The organism is Catellatospora sp. NPDC049111, assembly GCF_040648615.1.
In the GTDB taxonomy this organism is placed as follows: Bacteria; Actinomycetota; Actinomycetes; order Mycobacteriales; family Micromonosporaceae; genus Catellatospora; species Catellatospora aurea.
Genome location: NZ_JBEZEB010000031.1, coordinates 22954 through 39622 on the forward strand (window position 1 = coordinate 22954; position 16669 = coordinate 39622).

The 16669-nt window shown below is 70.5% G+C and carries 14 protein-coding genes; 13 read left to right on the forward strand and 1 reads right to left on the reverse strand.

All coding sequences use genetic code 11. The features are described from left to right. The first annotated feature begins 239 nt into the window (after nucleotides 1-239). From AB0B66_RS30865 to AB0B66_RS30905, 9 genes are all read left to right on the forward strand, one after another. Nucleotides 240-470 carry a hypothetical protein gene (locus tag AB0B66_RS30865; protein ID WP_360536571.1) on the forward strand — a complete coding sequence of 77 codons (231 nt, stop codon included), beginning with the start codon at nucleotides 240-242 and terminating at the stop codon, nucleotides 468-470. Between the two features lie 180 nt (nucleotides 471-650). Further along, a complete protein-coding gene (gene tnpB / locus AB0B66_RS30870) occupies nucleotides 651-2090 on the forward strand; it encodes an IS607 family element RNA-guided endonuclease TnpB (protein ID WP_360536573.1) in 1440 nt (479 codons plus the stop codon). A 273-nt stretch (nucleotides 2091-2363) separates the two neighbouring features. After that, nucleotides 2364-2786 (forward strand): hypothetical protein, encoded by a 423-nt coding sequence (locus AB0B66_RS30875; protein WP_360536575.1) that lies wholly within the window; start codon nucleotides 2364-2366, stop codon nucleotides 2784-2786. A 134-nt stretch (nucleotides 2787-2920) separates the two neighbouring features. After that, entirely contained in the window at nucleotides 2921-6040 is a 3120-nt protein-coding gene (locus AB0B66_RS30880; RefSeq protein WP_360536577.1) for a discoidin domain-containing protein, read from the forward strand. Nucleotides 6041-6287: 247 nt separating this feature from the next. Continuing rightward, entirely contained in the window at nucleotides 6288-8573 is a 2286-nt protein-coding gene (locus tag AB0B66_RS30885) for an ATP-binding protein (protein WP_360536579.1), read from the forward strand. After that, complete coding sequence (locus AB0B66_RS30890; RefSeq protein ID WP_360536581.1) at nucleotides 8570-8986, forward strand: roadblock/LC7 domain-containing protein; 417 nt, start codon at nucleotides 8570-8572, stop codon at nucleotides 8984-8986. Before AB0B66_RS30885 ends, AB0B66_RS30890 begins: the two co-directional genes overlap by 4 nt. Before the next feature lie 4 nt (nucleotides 8987-8990). Then, complete coding sequence (locus AB0B66_RS30895) at nucleotides 8991-9356, forward strand: DUF742 domain-containing protein (protein ID WP_203693153.1); 366 nt, start codon at nucleotides 8991-8993, stop codon at nucleotides 9354-9356. Next, on the forward strand, nucleotides 9337-9915 hold the full coding sequence (locus tag AB0B66_RS30900; RefSeq protein ID WP_360536583.1) for an ATP/GTP-binding protein: 579 nt from the start codon (nucleotides 9337-9339) through the stop codon (nucleotides 9913-9915). Before AB0B66_RS30895 ends, AB0B66_RS30900 begins: the two co-directional genes overlap by 20 nt. A gap of 47 nt (nucleotides 9916-9962) precedes the next feature. After that, complete coding sequence (locus tag AB0B66_RS30905; RefSeq protein ID WP_360536585.1) at nucleotides 9963-10541, forward strand: hypothetical protein; 579 nt, start codon at nucleotides 9963-9965, stop codon at nucleotides 10539-10541. 21 nt (nucleotides 10542-10562) lie between these two features. Here the strand turns inward: AB0B66_RS30905 and AB0B66_RS30910 are convergent, their stop codons facing one another. Then, the gene (locus tag AB0B66_RS30910) at nucleotides 10563-11501 is read right to left on the reverse strand and encodes a ribose-phosphate pyrophosphokinase (RefSeq protein WP_360536587.1); all 939 of its coding nucleotides are present in this window, start codon (nucleotides 11499-11501) and stop codon (nucleotides 10563-10565) included. 130 nt (nucleotides 11502-11631) lie between these two features. On the opposite strand from AB0B66_RS30910, the gene AB0B66_RS30915 reads away from it, so the two are divergent. The 4 genes from AB0B66_RS30915 (at nucleotide 11632) to AB0B66_RS30930 (ending at nucleotide 16668) form a co-directional block, all read left to right on the forward strand. Continuing rightward, a complete protein-coding gene (locus AB0B66_RS30915; protein WP_360536589.1) occupies nucleotides 11632-12141 on the forward strand; it encodes a hypothetical protein in 510 nt (169 codons plus the stop codon). A 299-nt stretch (nucleotides 12142-12440) separates the two neighbouring features. Then, a complete protein-coding gene (locus AB0B66_RS30920) occupies nucleotides 12441-13532 on the forward strand; it encodes an IS630 family transposase (RefSeq protein WP_360536700.1) in 1092 nt (363 codons plus the stop codon). A gap of 581 nt (nucleotides 13533-14113) precedes the next feature. Then, entirely contained in the window at nucleotides 14114-16024 is a 1911-nt protein-coding gene (dnaK, locus tag AB0B66_RS30925; protein ID WP_360536591.1) for a molecular chaperone DnaK, read from the forward strand. A gap of 8 nt (nucleotides 16025-16032) precedes the next feature. Further along, entirely contained in the window at nucleotides 16033-16668 is a 636-nt protein-coding gene (locus AB0B66_RS30930; protein ID WP_360536593.1) for a nucleotide exchange factor GrpE, read from the forward strand. Nucleotide 16669 lies beyond the last annotated feature (1 nt).

The window sequence follows — 16669 nt, forward strand, 5'->3', positions numbered from 1 at the left end:
ACCCCCATCATTCGGTTGATACAACCTCACCCTATGGGCCGGGCCAGACAAACCCAGCGCGGTCGGTAATCCGAACGGGTGGCATTGTCACCATGCATGGACGGGATGCGCTCATGTTGCGGATCATGCTGGCGCAGCTGCGCCGCCGCGCGGCCCGGCTGTTCGCCGAGGAGTGATGTCCTGATTGCTGTGGGTAGAGGGGGTTTCGCACCGGCCGAGACCCCGCTACCCTCCTCCGAATGACTGTCTCGGTACGACGTTTGGCCGTACTCGTACACGCCCTTTTGGTTATCCCGCTGGTCGCGGTGTTCGTGGTGGTCGGCTCCGGGCAGCCCGGCGGTGTCACCACCGTGCTGCTGAGCATCCCGGTCCTGCTCGGCGGCGCGCCGTGGAGCATCCTCACCGCCCAGTTCACCGAGCACGCGTCACCGGGGGTTGCGAACAGCTCCCGGTTTTATCGACGGACGTAGTCAATTGTCGTCACGTGTGGTGCCGGTTTGAGGTCGAGGTGGGGTGGGTGACCGCTGCGGGTTCGGCCGCTGAATGTGGGGATGTAGCGACATGTATTGTCGGTATGTGGTGCTTCGCCTGTTGCCTGCCTGCGTTTGGCGGTCTTCACGTGGTGGGCGGGTTGTCGGGTGCGGGGGCCGGTGGGCGTGAAACGGTTCGAGCCGCGGGCTGGTTTCGTGGTGCAGGCGTACCGGTTCGCCCTGGACCCGAACGTGGGTCAGCAGGCCGCGTTGCGTTCGCATTGCGGTGCGGCGCGTGCGGCCTACAACTGGGCGGTGTCTTGGGTGACCGCGACGTGGTGGCAGCGCAGGGCCGAGCAGTCCTACGGCATCGCCGGGGAGCAGTTGACGCCATGGCGGCCCGACTCGCTGCCTGCGCTGCGGAAGGCGTTCAACGAGGTCAAGCACACCGATCCGCGGTTTGCCGGCTGGTGGGCCGACAATTCGAAGGAGTCCTACAGCACCGGGCTTGCCAACGCAGCGGCAGCGTTCGACAACTACCGCAAGTCGAAGCGGGGTGTGCGTGCGGGCCGCCGGATGGGCAGGCCGAGGCGCAAGTCCAAGCGTGGGGCGAGGTTGTCGTGCCGGTTCACCACCGGCGCGATCCGTGTGGAGGCGGACCGCAGGCATGTGACCCTGCCGCGGCTGGGCACGATCCGCACCCACGAGAACACCCGCAAACTCCAGCGCCGCCTCGCCGCGGGCACCGCCCGGATCCTGTCGGCGACCGTCACGTTCGCGCGTGGGCGGTGGTTCGTGTCGTTCCAGGTCGAGGTGATCCGCGACGCGCGCACCCCGACCCGACATCCGGACACCGTCGTCGGCGTCGACCTCGGCGTCAAACACCTGGCGGTGCTCGCCGACCACACCGGCAGGATCAGATATGTGCCCAACCCCGGGCACTACGACAACGCCCTGGCGAGGCTGCGTCGGCTGTCGCGGCGGGTGTCACGCCGCCGGGGACCGGACCGGCGTACCGGGCGTGCTGCGTCGCGGCGGTGGGGCAAGGCCGACGCCGAACGCAACCGGGTCCACCACCGGGTCGCGAACCTGCGCACCGACGCCCTGCACAAACTCACCACCGAGATCCGGGCCGAGCACCATACGGTGGTGGTCGAGGATCTCAACGTCGCCGGGATGCTGGCCAACCGGCGGCTGGCGCGCAAGGTCGCCGACGCCGGGTTCGGGCAGATCCGACGCCAGATCGAATACAAAGGCCAGTGGTCTGGCGGGGTGACGGTGAAAGCGAACCGCTGGTACCCGTCGTCGAAGATTTGCTCGGAGTGCGGTGCGGTGAAAGACAAGCTGCCGCTGCACGTCCGGGTGTTCGCCTGCGAGCAGTGCCCCCTGGTGATGGACCGTGACGCTAATGCGGCCCGTAACCTCGCCGCCTTGGCGGCGGCAGTCAAGGCTGGTACCGGAGTGGCCGGAGACCAGGACGCGATAGCGTCGAACCCCCGTGGAGCCGACCGTCAGACCCGCGCCACCACCCGACCGCGCAAGCGGCCGGGTGGGCGGGCAGGTGGCAAAATCCCGCACCAGCGGACAGAAACGGGGATCTTCGCCGAACCGAAGCGGTGACGCTCCGGTGAGGCAGGAACCTTTCCAACCGAAAGGCCGGGGTTGCTGATATCCGACTATGGAATCAGCAACGGTGTTCGAGTTCCTCGTCGCGTTCCCTGCGGTGCTCAACCTCGCCCTGCACGTCGGCATCGGCGAATACCTCGCCCGCAGACGCGCTGCCGTCGCCGCCTGATCCCGCACCGGGCCGGTCGGGCTCGCCCCCGACCGGCCCGGCCAAGACGGCTGAGCTGGTCGAAGGCTGGTGACCCAGCGGGGCTCTATGATGCCGCGGTGTCCGATCTGACGTCCGGCGCGGGCTGGGCCCCGCCGCAGCCACCGGCCTGCGACTGCGTGGAGCACGTCGAGGACGTCCTCGACGTCGTCATCGCGAGCAGGTATCCCGATCCACCGTCGATGACCGTGCGGGAGTTGATCGCCACCGGCGACTTTTCGGTGAAACCGATGAGCGAGCGGTGGCTGGGCGGCCATGACGAGGGCCCGCTGCACTGGAACCTGTGGGCCGGCGACGAGGCGCGCAGTCTGTACGACGACGACGCGCCGCTGCGGCTCGACAACTCCATCATGGAACGGCCCGGTATCGAGCGGGTCGAGTGGGTGGATCGCGAGATCCTGCTGATCGGCGCGCCGCGGCTGTGCGCGGACGGGGTGCTGGCAGCGGCGGCCCGCGCCCTGGAGGATCCGCGCGTGCGCTGAGCGGCGGCGCTTGACTAATCGGGCTGTTTCGATGACTCTGTCGGGAGAGCGCTCTCCAGCAGGTCCCGCCGACCCGTGGCCGTCCCCCACACCCGGCAGGGCCTGTCCCGTCCCGTCTCCATCAGGAGCAGCCCATGTCGCTCAGACCCACCCTCCGGCTGCCGTGGCGCAGCCGCGCGGGCCTGGCGGCGGCCGTCGCCGTCGCGCTCGCACTGCTCGCACAGTCCCTGACCGGCGTGCCCGCCCAGGCCGCCGGTCCGCTGATCTCCCAAGGCAAACCGGTGCTCGCTTCCTCGGTCGAGGGCGCGGGCACGCCCGCCGCCGCGGCCGTCGACGGCGATCCCGGCACCCGCTGGTCCAGCCAGTTCAGCGACCCGCAGTGGATCCGCGTCGACCTGGGCGCGACCGCCGCGATCGACCAGGTGCGGCTCGCCTGGGAGGCGGCGTACGCGACCACCTTCCAGATCCAGGTGTCGCCCGACGGCAGCACCTGGACGAACATCTACTCGACCACCACCGGCACCGGCGGCACGCAGACGCTCGCGGTCACCGGCACCGGCCGCTACGTGCGCGTGTACGGCACGGTCCGCGCCAACGGCTACGGCTACTCGCTGTGGGAGTTCCAGGTGTTCGGCACCATCGGCGGCCAGCCCAGCCCGAGCCCGAGCACCAGCCCCAGTCCCCCGCCCAACCCGGGCGGCGCCCCGATCTCGGAGTTCAAGAAGGTCGAGGCGTCGTCGTACGAGGGCGGCAACGCCCCCGCCGCCGCGCTCGACGGCCGCACCACCACCCGCTGGTCCAGCCAGTTCAGCGACCCGCAGTGGATCCGGATCGACTTCGGCGGCACGGCGACGATCTCGCGGGTCGTGCTCCACTGGGAGTCGGCGTTCGCCCGCGGCTACCGGATGGAGACGTCCAACGACGCGGCCACCTGGACCACGATCCACTCGACCACCACCGGCAACGGCGGCACCGAGACCCTGAACATCAGCGGCAGCGGCCGCTACCTGCGCCTCTACGGCACCGCACGGGCCACCGGCTACGGCTACTCGCTGTGGGAGCTGCAGGTGTTCGGCACCCTGAACACGTCGGCCACCACTCCGCCGCTGCTGTCCGGCCCGACCCGTCCGCCGGCGACCACCGGCCAGTTCGCACTGACCGGCCCCGCCGACGCGGCGATGGTCACCACCACCCGCCGTCCGGCGCTGAGCTGGAACGCTGTCGGCGGCGCGGCCCGCTACCAGGTCTGGATCAACATCAGCCGCACCGACTACGACTTCACCCAGCCCGGCAACCTCATCGACCTGTACACCAAGGTCGCCGAACCCACCGGCACCACCTACACGCCCACCTGGGACCTGCCGGACCGGTGGACCTACAAGTGGTATGTCGTGGCCGTGAACAGCTCCGGCGGCACGGTCCAGGTCTCCAACATCCGCCGGTTCAGCGTGTACCTGCCGGTGCTGGAGAACGTCGCCGACGGTGTCAACGTGCTCAACGGCAGTCGCGACCTGAACAAGAACGGCACGATCGAGCCGTACGAGGACTGGCGGCAGCCGGTCGAGACGCGGGTCAACGACCTCCTCGGGCGCATGACGCTGGAGGAGAAGGCGTACCAGATGTTCTACAACGCCCAGACCTTCAACAGGTCGGGCTGGCACTTCGGCCCGGCGGAAGGGCCGGACCTGCACAACTTCCTGACCTCGTCGGCGGCGACCCGGCTGGGCATCCCGTTCGTGTCGGCCGGTGACACCATCCACGGCTACAAGACCACCTACCCGACGCAGAGCGCGCTGGCCGCGACCAGGAACTACCCGCTGGCGTACCAGCTCGGCGACATGCAGCGGCGCGAGCAGCTGGAGGTCGGCACCCGGGGCGTGCTCGGGCCGCTGGCCGAGGTCGGCACGAAGGTGCTCTACCCGCGCATCCAGGAGGGCAACGGCGAGAACGCCGACGTCGCCGCCGCGCAGGTGCGGGCCCTGGTGGCCGGGCTGCAGGGCGGCCCGGAGCTGAACCCGGCGTCGGTGCTGGCCACCGTCAAGCACTGGCCGGGCGAGGGCGCGGGCGGCGAGGCGCTGATCGTGTACGACGCGGTCACGATCAAGTACCACATGATCCCGTTCCGGGCGGCGATGGAGGCCGGCGCGGTCAACATCATGCCGGGGTACGCGGGCAGCTCGCTGCTCGACCCGGGCGGCCCGGGAGCCGGTGACAGCGCGCCGATCCTGGCGTACCTGCGCAACAACCTCGGCTTCACCGGTCTGATCACGACCGACTGGCTGCCCTCGGGCTCCTGGGTCGGCGCGGCCAAGGCCGGTTCGGACGTGATGGGCGGGGCCGACCCGGGGGCTCCGGGCTACTCCATCGCCACGTTCACGGCCGGGGTCCCGGCGGCGCGCATCGACGACGCGGTGCGGCGCATCCTGCGGCTGAAGTTCCAGCTCGGCGTGTTCGAGGCGCCGTACGGAGACCCGGTCAACGGGCCGTACCGGATGCACCAGCCGTCCTACACCGCGCTGGCCAACCAGGCCTCGCGGGAGGCGATGACGCTGCTGAAGAACAACGGTGTGCTGCCGCTGCGGCTCAACGCGGGCGACAACATCGTGGTCGCCGGTCCTCGGGCCACCGACGCGCTCGCCTGCTGCATCTGGACCAGCTACTTCCACCAGGAGTACGGGTCGAAGAACATCATCGACGCGATCCGGGCCAGGGCCGCGACGGCCGGGGTGAACGTGTACCAGGACACCGGTCCCGCGCCGAAGGTGGCGGTCGTCGCCGTCGGCGAGGGCTCCTACACCCACGGCACGAACTGGGTGAAGGAGCAGCCGTACCTGCCCGCCGACCAGCTCGCGGTCATCCAGAACTTCCGCAACCAGAACATCCCGGTCGTGGTCGTGCTGGTGATGCCGAGGCCCTACGTCATCACCGAGTGGGACGGGCTGGCCGGGGCGACGGTGGTCACCTACCGCGGCGGCGAGGAGATGGGCCCGGCGCTGGCGTCGCTGCTGTTCGGCGACTACGCGCCGAGCGGGAAACTGCCGTGGCAGCTGCCCCGGGCGTTGACCGACGTGCTGCGGCCCGGTGGCAGCGACGTGCTCGCCGACGCCACCGAGGCGTGGGACCTGCCGTACGACCTGGGCGCGACGACGGCCCAGCGCAACGAGATCCGGGCCCGGATCGACGCGGGGCAGACGGTGCCGACGACGTACGGCAACCCGCTCTACCCGTACGGAGCCGGTAGAACCGGCTGGTGACAGTCTGATCCGGACGGTCGTCCCGTGACACGGGGCGGCCGTCCGGCCGTGTGCGCCCCCGGATCGGGCGAGAGTGAATCGGCCGCACGGCCGGGGTTCGGGACCGTCGCACGCGGTGTGCGATCAGGGCGGAAACGGCGTTGCTACAACGGGTCGCGACTTCACGTGAACACCCCGTCGCGCCCCGTTCACCGCGGGACGCGAGCACCACCGCCACCCCCACAGCGTCCTCTCCCGAGCGGGTGCCATGAACGAATCCGACCCCCGACCACCCCGCAACCCAGGCCTGCGCAACAAGATCTTCGCCGTTCTCGCGTCGCTGGTGGCGCTGTGGGCGTTCGCGGCGTACGTCACCGTGGGTCAGGGGCTCAGCCTGGTCTGGCTGGCCGCGCTGGAGCAGCAGGTCGCCAAGCCGACCGAGGCGCTCATCGCGGCGATCCAGGAAGAGCGCCGCGAGTCGGTCACGTTCGCCGCGTCGGGCACCGCCGGTGACCGCGACGCGCTGGCCGCCGCGCGGATCGGCACCGACCAGGCCGAGCGCCGGCTGCGCACCGCGTTGGAGGGCACGATCGCGCAGTGGTCGACCAGCGAGGCCAGCGACGCGCGGCTGGCGGACCTGCTCGCCGCGCTCGAAGGCCTGCCCGAGCGGCGCGACGAGCTGGACCGGGGCGGTCTGGACCGGGTGCGGGCCAGCGCCTACTTCACCGGCCTGGCGCAGCTCGGCTTCGACGTGTACGGCACGTACACGGCCTGGGACGACTCGGAGGTCATCTTCCACACCTCGACGCTGGTGCTGCTGACCCACTCCCAGGAGATGATCTCTCGGGAGGACGCGGTGCTGTCCGGCGTCATCGGCGAGAACCGCTTCACCGAGGCGGACCGGGCGGCGTTCACGGAGCTGGTCGGGGCGCAGAAGTACCTGTCGACGCAGGTCGCCGAGCGGCTGCCGCAGCCGGACAAGGGGCAGTACACGCGGCTGCTGAACAGTCCCGCGATGCTGGCGCTGCAGACGCTGGAGAACGAGGTGATGCGGGCCCCACCGGGCGCGGCTCCGCTGGCCGACGCGACGGCGTGGCGGGCCGCGGTCACCGGCGCGATCGACGCGGTGCGCACGCTGGTGCTCGACCTGGCCGACGCGACGGTGGTCCGGTTCCGCCCGGCGGCGGTCGGCATCATCGTGCAGCTGGTGCTGGCCGCCGGGCTCGGGCTCATCGCCGTGGTGCTGTCGATCCGGTTCACGATCAGGTCGCTGCGCTCTTTGCAGGCACAGCTGGCGCAGCTGCGCGCGGCGGCGCTGGATCTGGCGCACGTGCGGCTGCCACGGGTGGTGGAGCGACTGCGGGTCGGCGAGGACGTCGACGTGGGCAGGGCCGCGCCGCCGCTGGCCTTCGGCGACGACGACATCGGGCAGGTGGGCCGGGCGTTCGACGTGGTGCAGCAGACCGCGATCCAGGCCACCGTCGACCAGGCCGAGCTGCGCCGCGGCGTACGCGACGTGTTCCTGAGCCTGGCGCACCGCATCCAGACGCTGGTGCACCGCCAGCTGAAGCTGATCGACCTCATGGAACGGCAGGCCGCCACGGACGAGGAACTGGCCAAGCTGTTCCAGATCGACCATCTGGCCACCCGGATGCGGCGCAACGCGGAGAACCTGGTGGTGCTGTCCGGTGTGCCGGCCAGCCGCACCTACCGCACGGCGGTGCCCATGGTGGACGTGCTACGCGGCGCGCTGGCCGAGGTCGAGGACTACCCGCGGGTGCGGCTGCGAGCCGCGGAGCCGGCCGCGCTCGCGGGTCACGCCGCGGGTGACGTCATCCACCTGCTGGCGGAGCTGATGGAGAACGCGGTGACGTTCTCCCCGCCGAGCACAGACGTCGACGTGATCGGCCGGGCCGTGCCCGGCGGATACCTGGTGGAGATCAGCGACCGCGGCCTGGGCATGACCGACCTGGACCTGCAGGACGCGAACCGGCAGCTGGCCGATCCGCCGGAGTTCCAGCTGGCCGGGGCGGCGCGGCTGGGTTTCTACGTCGTCGGCCGGCTGGCACGGCGGCACCAGGTCGCGGTGCAGTTGCGTCGCTCGGCCCACGACGGGATCACCGCCGCCGTGGTGATCCCGGCCGAGCTGATCGCCCGGACCGCGCCCGAGGTCGGCGACCGGCCCCGCGAGCGGCTGCTGGCCACCGTCGCGGCCGCGGCCGCGCTCAACCCGAACGGCCGCCGCGCGGCCGGGCCAGCCGCCGGGACCCGTCCCGCGACGGGCGGAGCGCAGACCGCCGGCGAGGACAAACTGACCCCCGCCGGGTTGCCCTGGCGGGAGAAACGGCCCAAGCGGGTCGTGCCGCGCCCGCGTGACCTGGCCGAGGCCGAGCAGGCCCGCAACGACGGCCCCGCCTACCCGAACGGCCGCGAGCCGCGGGAGGTCGGCCGGTTCCTGGCGGCGTACGCCGACGGGGCGCGGCAGGGGCGCGAGCAAGCCGAACTGACCGGACCGTCCCCGACCGCAGCACATCCGGAAGGACTCCCATCGTGACGGAGAAGACCGCAGCGACCGTCGACCTCGCCTGGCTCGTGGACGACCTCGTCCACCGGGTCGTCGAGGCCAGGTACGCCATCATCCTGTCCACGGACGGGCTGCTCATCGCCACCTCGGCGGGGCTGGCCAAGGCCGACGCCGAGCACCTGGCGGCGGCCGCGGCCGGGCTGAGCAGCCTCGCGCGAGGCGCGGGGCGGCACTTCGGCGACAGCGTGGTGCGCCGCACCATGATCGAATTCGGGACGGGGTACCTGTTCGTCACGTCGGCGGGCAACGGCGCGTGCCTGGCCGTGGTGTGCGGCAGCGACATCGACGTGGGTGTGGCCGCGTACGAGATGGAGATGCTGGTGGTCCGGGTGGGCCAGTACATCACCACGCCCGTGCGCCAGCCCGCCGCGGCGCAGGGGTGACCTGATGGAGGCGCCACAGGAGCAGTGGCCCGACGCCGTGCCCGTGGTCCGGCCGTACGCGATGACGTCCGGCCGGACCACCCCGGTGCGCGGCGCGTTCGACCTCATCTCGATCGTGCTGGCCACCCGGCCGCCCGAACGCGACGACGGTCTGCACCCGGAGTCCGCGCAGATCATCCGGCACAGCCAGGAGCCCGTGTCCGTCGCCGAACTCGCCGCCGAGCTGGACCTGCCCGCCGGCACGGTCATGGTGCTGCTCGGCGACCTGCTGGCGCAGCGGCTCATCGTCACCCGTTCCCCTACCCCGGCCCGCGGTGTGGCGAGCCGACCTGTGATCGAGGCGGTCATCCATGGACTCAGTACGCTCTGACGCGGTGCCGGTCGTGCTGCCGACCGCGGTCAAGATCCTGATCGCGGGGCACTTCGGGGTCGGCAAGACCACGATGGTCGGCGCGGTCAGCGAGATCCGGCCGCTGCGCACCGAGGAGATGCTCACCGACGCCGGGATCGGCGTCGACGACCTGTCCGGGGTGGAGGCGAAGACCCACACCACCGTGGCGATGGACTTCGGGCGCATCACGATCAGCCGCGACCTGGTGCTGTACCTGTTCGGCACGCCGGGGCAGGACCGGTTCTCGTTCCTGTGGGACGAGCTGGCCGCCGGCGCGATCGGCGCGGTGGTGCTGGCCGACACCCGCCGGCTGAAGGAGAGCTTCGCCTGCATCGACTACTTCGAGGAGCGGGAGACGCCGTTCGTGGTGGCGGTGAACTGTTTCGACGGCGGCGATCGCTTCACCCCGGCGGACGTGCAGCTGGCGCTGAACCTCGACCCGGGAACGCCCGTGCTGCTGTGCGACGCCCGCGACCGCACCTCGTCCCGTGCGGTGCTGGTCGCCCTGCTCCAGCACGTGCTGTCGCTGCCGGTCTGAGCGAAGCGGGCTGCGCGGCAGGCGCTGTGCTCGTACGATCCGTGCCCATGCGCGCACAACGGATCTTCGGCATGGTCGGGGTGCTGGTCACCAGCATCCTGGTCGCGTACGGCGTCTACCAGACCTGGCCCGGGCGGCAGGTGCCGTCGGCCTCGGTGACCGCCCGTCCGTCGTTCGCCGAGCCGAGCGATCCCGGGCATCTGCGTGTCCGGCGGGAGCTGTGCCCCGCCATCGACCGGCCGGAGGTGCTGTCGGTCCTGGAGGACCCGCCGCACGCGCGGGGCACCGGCACGTCGTACGGCAGCGAACCGGACTACCTGCTGTGCCACGTGACCTTGGAGCATGCCGTGCTCCGGATCGAGACCGGCCCCACCCTCAGGATCGCGGGAATGCTGGCGATCAGTCCGGACGCGGTGCCGCTGACGGTGCTCGGCCGCCCGGCGTACTTCGAGGTCAGCCGATCCCGGCTCCATGTCGCGACGCTGGCCGTGGCCTGGCGCAGGGAGGACACCGGCGGGCACGCCACCATCGAAGTCATCACCACCGACCAGCCCGCCGCCGGCCAGGCCACCCTGGTCCGGCTCGCCGAACTGGCCCTGCCGCACGTGCCGGGCTGGCCCGCCTGAGCCGGCCGGGTGCCGGCGAGGTCAGGCGAACAGGGCGCTGACCGACTCGCCGTTGTGGATGCGGCGCACCGCCTCGGCCAGCGCCGGGGCGACCGAGAGCACCTTGAGTTTCGGCACGCGCTTGTCGGCCGCGATCGGCACGGTGTTGGTGCAGACGATCTCCAGGACGCCGTCCTGCTCGCTGAGGCGCTTGAGGGCGTTGTCGGTGAACAGGCCGTGGGTGCAGGCCAGCCGGATCGAGCGCACGTTGAGGCCGCGCAGGTGCTCCATCAGCTCGATCACGGTGCTGCCCTTGGCGATCTCGTCGTCGAGGACGATGACGTGCTTGTCGGCCACGTCGCCGATGACCGCGCTGATCTGCACCCGGTCGTCGCTGAAGCGCTGCTTCGCGCCCGCCGCCACGGGCGTGCCGAGCAGCCGGGCGAACGCCGCGGCCTCCTTGGCGTTGCCGAGGTCGGGTGAGACGACGACGGTGTCGGCCAGGTCGTACTGCTGGAAGTAGGTCGCCAGCTCGCGCAGCGCGTGCAGGTGGTCGACCGGCATGCTGAAGAAGCCGTGCATCTGCGGCGAGTGCAGCGTCATCGCCAGCACCCGGTCCGCGCCCGCGGTGCGCAGCAGGTCGGCGACCAGCCGCCCGCCGATGGAGATGCGCGGGGCGTCCTTCTTGTCCGAGCGGGCGTACGCGTAGTGCGGCATCACCACGGTGATCCGCCCGGCCGACGCGCCCCGGGCCGCGTCGAGCATCAGCAGCAGCTCGACCAGGTGCTCCTGCACCGGCGGCACCAGCGGCTGCACCAGGTAGACGTCCCGGTCGCGGCAGTTCGCGCCGAGCTGGACCTCGAGGCAGTCGTTGGCGAACCGCGACACCCGCACCGGATGCAAGGGCACCCCGAGGTGGGCGCAGATCTCTGCCGCGAGTTCGGGATGGGCACTACCGCTGAACACCGCGATGTCACGCACGCCGGAATGGTAACCAGCACCGGGCGGTCAACGGGGGCCAGGCCCGCCGCGCGCGGCGACGTCGTCCGATCGGGAATCCGACGCCCGCCTCGACTAGGGTCGAGCCGCGAGCGATGGAGGGGCGGCACGGATGGATCCGCAGGCGGAACTGCGCCGGGTGCTGGAGGGCCCGCTGCCCGGCGAGGTGAGCAAGGAGTTCCTGCAGCGGTTCACCTTCACCGCCGGCGACCCCCGTTCGGTGATCGCGCTGGCCCGTGACGTGCTCGCGACCGTCCTGGACGCCGGCCCGGTCTGGCCGGACCTCGCGCAGTGGCGCGACCGGCTGCCTGACCGCTTTGTGGCCGCGTGCGCCCCGGAGCGGGATGCGGCAGCCGCGCACGAGGACGCGGCCCGGCGGGGCGCGATGACGGCGGACGAACAGCGCGAGCACGCGGTCACCGACGCGTGGGAGCTGTCCGGTTGGCTGCACTGGTTCGACCCCGACGGGAATGGCGAGTCGCGGGGCTGGCAATGGTGGGACGCCGGACTAGTCGGGCCTGCCGGAGGCTGGGTCGACGTCCAGGTCGAGGGCCATCCATTCGCTTCGGGTTCACTGGAGTGGCTGCTGCGCGCCGCCGGAGCCCGCGACATCGACAGCTAGTCTGCTCGGTTATCCCGCTTACCGAGCAACCGACGCAGTGCGTCGCAATATCCGCAGAGCTGTCACTCGGAAGGGTGACTTGCTCGACTCGTCAACGGGGTTCTGGGGCGCGCAAGCTGGGAAGACTCCCTGCCGTCCTTCATCCCGACCGAAGATGAGCCTGCCGTGCTTGCGCGGCCGCTTGATACCTTTATCGCAGCTAGTGGCTCGTCCCACGGGGTTGGCCGTGTAATCCACTGATTCTGGCGATCGGTGCGGCAGGCTTTGCTGCGACTGTTTCTCAGGTTGCAGAGGTGGCTATGGCTCGTCCGCCGGAAGTGTTCGTACGCCCGATCACGATGGCCGAGGGACAACGGCTGCAGCGGATCGGCCGCACCGCCAAGGACCCGGTCAAGCTGCGCCGGTCGATCGTGGTGCTGATGTCGGCCCAGGGCCAGCCCGCGGCCGACATCGCCCACCTGATGCGGGTCAGCGCGGACTACGTCCGCGGCGTGATCCACGCGTTCAACGAGCGGGGGTTCGACGCGCTCGACCCAAAATGGGCTGGGGGCCCACCGAAGAAGATCAGTGACGTCGTCCGCGCGAAGATCGTCACGATCGCCTGGTGCGACCCCCGGTTCCTCAAACTGCCGTTCTCCACCTGGTCGCTGTCCAAGCTGCGCCAGCATGTGATCGACACCGGCCTGGTCGGGCAGGTCAGCCGTGAAACGCTGCGGCGGATCCTGCACGAGGGCGGGGTGTCCTGGCAGGCCACCAAGACCTGGAAGTCGTCCAACGACCCCGACTTCCAGGCCAAACTCCGCCGCATCCTCGACCTCTACGACCGGCCGCCCGCCGACGGGCGGGTGGTCTGCGTCGACGAGTTCGGGCCGCTCAACCTCCAGCCGCGGGCCGGGAAGGTCTGGCGGCCGGCCTGCCGGACCCGCCGGCTGCGCGCGACCTACACCCGCACCGAAGGAGTACGGCACATGCTGGCCGCCCTCGACCTGGCCAGCGGGAAGATGTTCTACCGGATCAAGAACCGCAAACGCGCCCGCGAGTTCCTCGGCCTGCTCAAAGCGCTGCGCGCCCGATGGCCCGGCGAGAAGCTCTACCTGATCTGCGACAACTTCTCCACCCACAAGCACGCCACCGTGAAGGCGTGGTGCGCGGCCAACCAGGTCGAACTGGTCTTCCTGCCGACCTACGCCTCATGGTTGAACTGGATCGAGTGCGAGTTCGCGGCACTGCGCTACTTCGCTCTCAACGGCACCGACCATCAGTCGCACGCCGAGCAGGACGCCGCGATCGGCGCCTATATCCGATGGCGCAACCATCGCGCCAAACCCAAGACCAACTTCGCACCCGGCTCACGCATTCGCGAGCCGGGTTACACCATCAAGGCCGCGTGACGGGGCACTAGTTAGAAGGACCCTTACCTCACAGGTAAGGGTCCTTCTTGTATCTGGAGGGAGGTGGAACATGAACAGCTCATTGCTCGGCTACCTCGCACGAGAGGTAGTGCGGACAGTCCGGGATGCTTTGGCGAGTACCGACCGGACTGTCCGCCTCTGCGTGCTGCTGATGACCGTGGTCATCGCAGTCACCATGCTGCTCTGGGCACAGCACACCTTTAGATAGGTGGCCTGCCAGTCAGCCGACACTCAGCTTAGCGCTGCTCGCCTCGCCAATCACGGGACGAGCGGCGCTAAGTGCCGCTTGGGCAACGCGGGAGTCGGAACATCTGCCGGAATGAGCTGCCGGCGGAAGTGGCACCTCGTCGAGTTTACAGAAGTGCACGAGTTGCCTCGCACATACGTTCGACAGGCTTGGTAGGGCGGTAACGCCAACCTCGTACACCTTGGTCCGCTAGATTATGTGAGTCCGATTTATGTACAAATACCGGGCGTGCACGCGGCGTGTCCGCAGGTAGGCGGCCCACGTCCCGCGCAGGAGCGCACGCGCCGGCAGACAGCGGATGTGGAGCTGTGCCATGGCCAAGGCAGTGGGTATCGACCTGGGAACCACGAACTCGGTGATCGCGGTGTTCGAGGGCGGCCAGCCGACCGTGATCCAGAACGCGGAGGGCGCGCGTACGACGCCGTCGGTGGTCGCGTTCACCGACGCGGGTGAGCGCCTGGTCGGGCAACTGGCCCGCAGACAGGCGATCCTGAACCCGAAAGGCACCATCTACTCCGCGAAACGGTTCATCGGGCGGCACTTCGACGAGATCAGCCAGGAGGCCAAGGCGGTCGCGTTCGACGTCGTGCCCGGCCCCGACGGCCTCGTGCGCTTCGACGTCAAGGGCAAGATGTACTCCCCCGAGGAGATCAGTGCCCAGGTGCTGCGCAAACTCGTCGACGACGCGTCGAAGTTCCTCGGTGAGAAGGTCACCCAGGCCGTCATCACGGTGCCCGCGTACTTCAACGACGCCCAGCGCACCGCGACCAAGGACGCCGGGCGCATCGCCGGGCTCGACGTGCTGCGCATCATCAACGAGCCGACCGCGGCCGCGCTGGCGTACGGCCTGGACAAGAAGGGCCACGAGACGGTCTTGGTGTTCGACCTGGGCGGCGGCACCTTCGACGTGAGCATCCTCGACGTCGGCGACGGTGTCGTCGAGGTTCGCGCCACCGCCGGCGACTCGCATCTCGGCGGCGACGACTTCGACCGGCGGCTGGTCGACCACCTGGCCGACGAGTTCAAGAACGAGAACGGCATCGACCTGCGCAGCGACCCGCAGGCCCTGCAACGGCTGTTCGAGGCCGCAGAGAAGGCCAAGGTCGAGCTGTCGTCGGTCACCCAGACGCAGGTCAGCCTGCCGTTCGTCACTGCCGACGCGTCCGGGCCGAAGCACCTGACCACGACGATCACCCGGTCGAAGTTCGAGGACCTGACCAAGGACCTGGTGCAGCGCTGCCTGGGCCCGGTCGAGCAGGCCATGGGCGACGCGAAGGTCACCGCCAACGACCTCGACGAGGTCATCCTCGTCGGCGGGTCCACCCGCATCCCGGCCGTCCAGGCCCTCGTACGCCGACTGACCGGGGGCAAGGACCCGAATATGAGCGTCAACCCCGACGAGGTCGTGGCGATGGGCGCGGCGATCCAGGCGGGCGTGCTCACCGGTGAGGGGCCCGACGTGCTGCTGCTTGACGTGATCCCGCTGTCGCTGGGCCTGGAGACCCTGGGCGGACGGATGACCAAGGTGATCGAGCGCAACACCACGATCCCCGCGCGGCGCTCCGAGACGTTCTCCACGGCCGAGGACAACCAGCCCGCCGTGGACATCCACGTCCTGCAGGGCGAGCGCGAGCTGGCCGCCGACAACCGCACGCTGGGCAAGTTCCGGCTGGAGAACATCCGGCCCGCGCCGCGCAACGTGCCGCAGATCGACGTCACCTTCGACGTCGACGCCAACGGCATCCTCAACGTCTCCGCCAAGGACAAGGAGACCAACGCCGAGCAGGCCATCACCATCACCGACAGCGGCAACCTCGACCGGTCCGACGTCGAGCGCATGGTCGCCGACGCCGAGGCCCACCGCGACGAGGACACCCGCACCCGCCAGCTCATCGACACCCGAAACGAGCTGGAATCGCTGACGTACCAGGTCGAGCAGCGGCTGGGCGAGCTGGGCGAGTCCGCACCCGCGCACGAGAGGGCCCGCGCGGAGCTGCTCGTCAGCGACGCCCGCCAGGCCATCAAGGAGGAGGCGCCGATCGACCGGCTGCGTTCGCTGATCGGCGACCTGCAGCAGCTCGCGCAGGGTCTGATGGCCCGGCCCAGCGCACCGCCGCCCGGCGACGCCGGACAGGGCGGACCGGCCGGACCGGCCGCGGGCGCGCGCACCGGCCAGGGCCAGGGCGACGACGACGTCATCGACGCCGAGTTCTCGCCGAGCTGAGGGCCGCGATGGCACACCACCCGCACAGCGGCACCGGCCGGCAGGCCGACACCGAACCGGAGGGCGAGGCGGTGCACGAGCACGTGCCCCGGCACGGCCTCGACCCGCCGGGCCCGGTCGCGATGGAATCCGACGAGGTCGCGGTGCACGATGGCCACGCCGGGGAGCCGTCGGCCGAGGCCCCGGACGTCGAGGCGCCGACCCCGAGCGGGCCGTCGGCGGTGGAGCTGGAGGGCCGGTTGCGGCGGGCGCTGGCCGACCTCGACAACATGCGCAAGCGGTACGAGCGCCAGCTCGCCGCCGAACGCGAGGCCGAACGGGTCCGTACGGCCGCGGTGTTCCTGCCCGTCATCGACAACCTGGACCTGGCCCTGGCGCACGCCGACAGCGACCCGGCCGCGGTCGTCGACGGCGTCCGGGCGGTCCGCGATCAGGCGGTGAACACGCTGTCCACGCTCGGCTTCCCGCGCCGTGAGGACACCGGGGTGCCGTTCGACCCGGTGTGGCACGAGGCGGTCAGTGTCGTCCCGAACACCGGCGAGCCCGACGGCACGGTGCTGCAGGTGATCCGGCCCGGCTACGGCCAGGTGGACAAGCAGCTGCGCCCGGCCACGGTCGTCGTCGCCGGCAACACCCAGGGGTGAG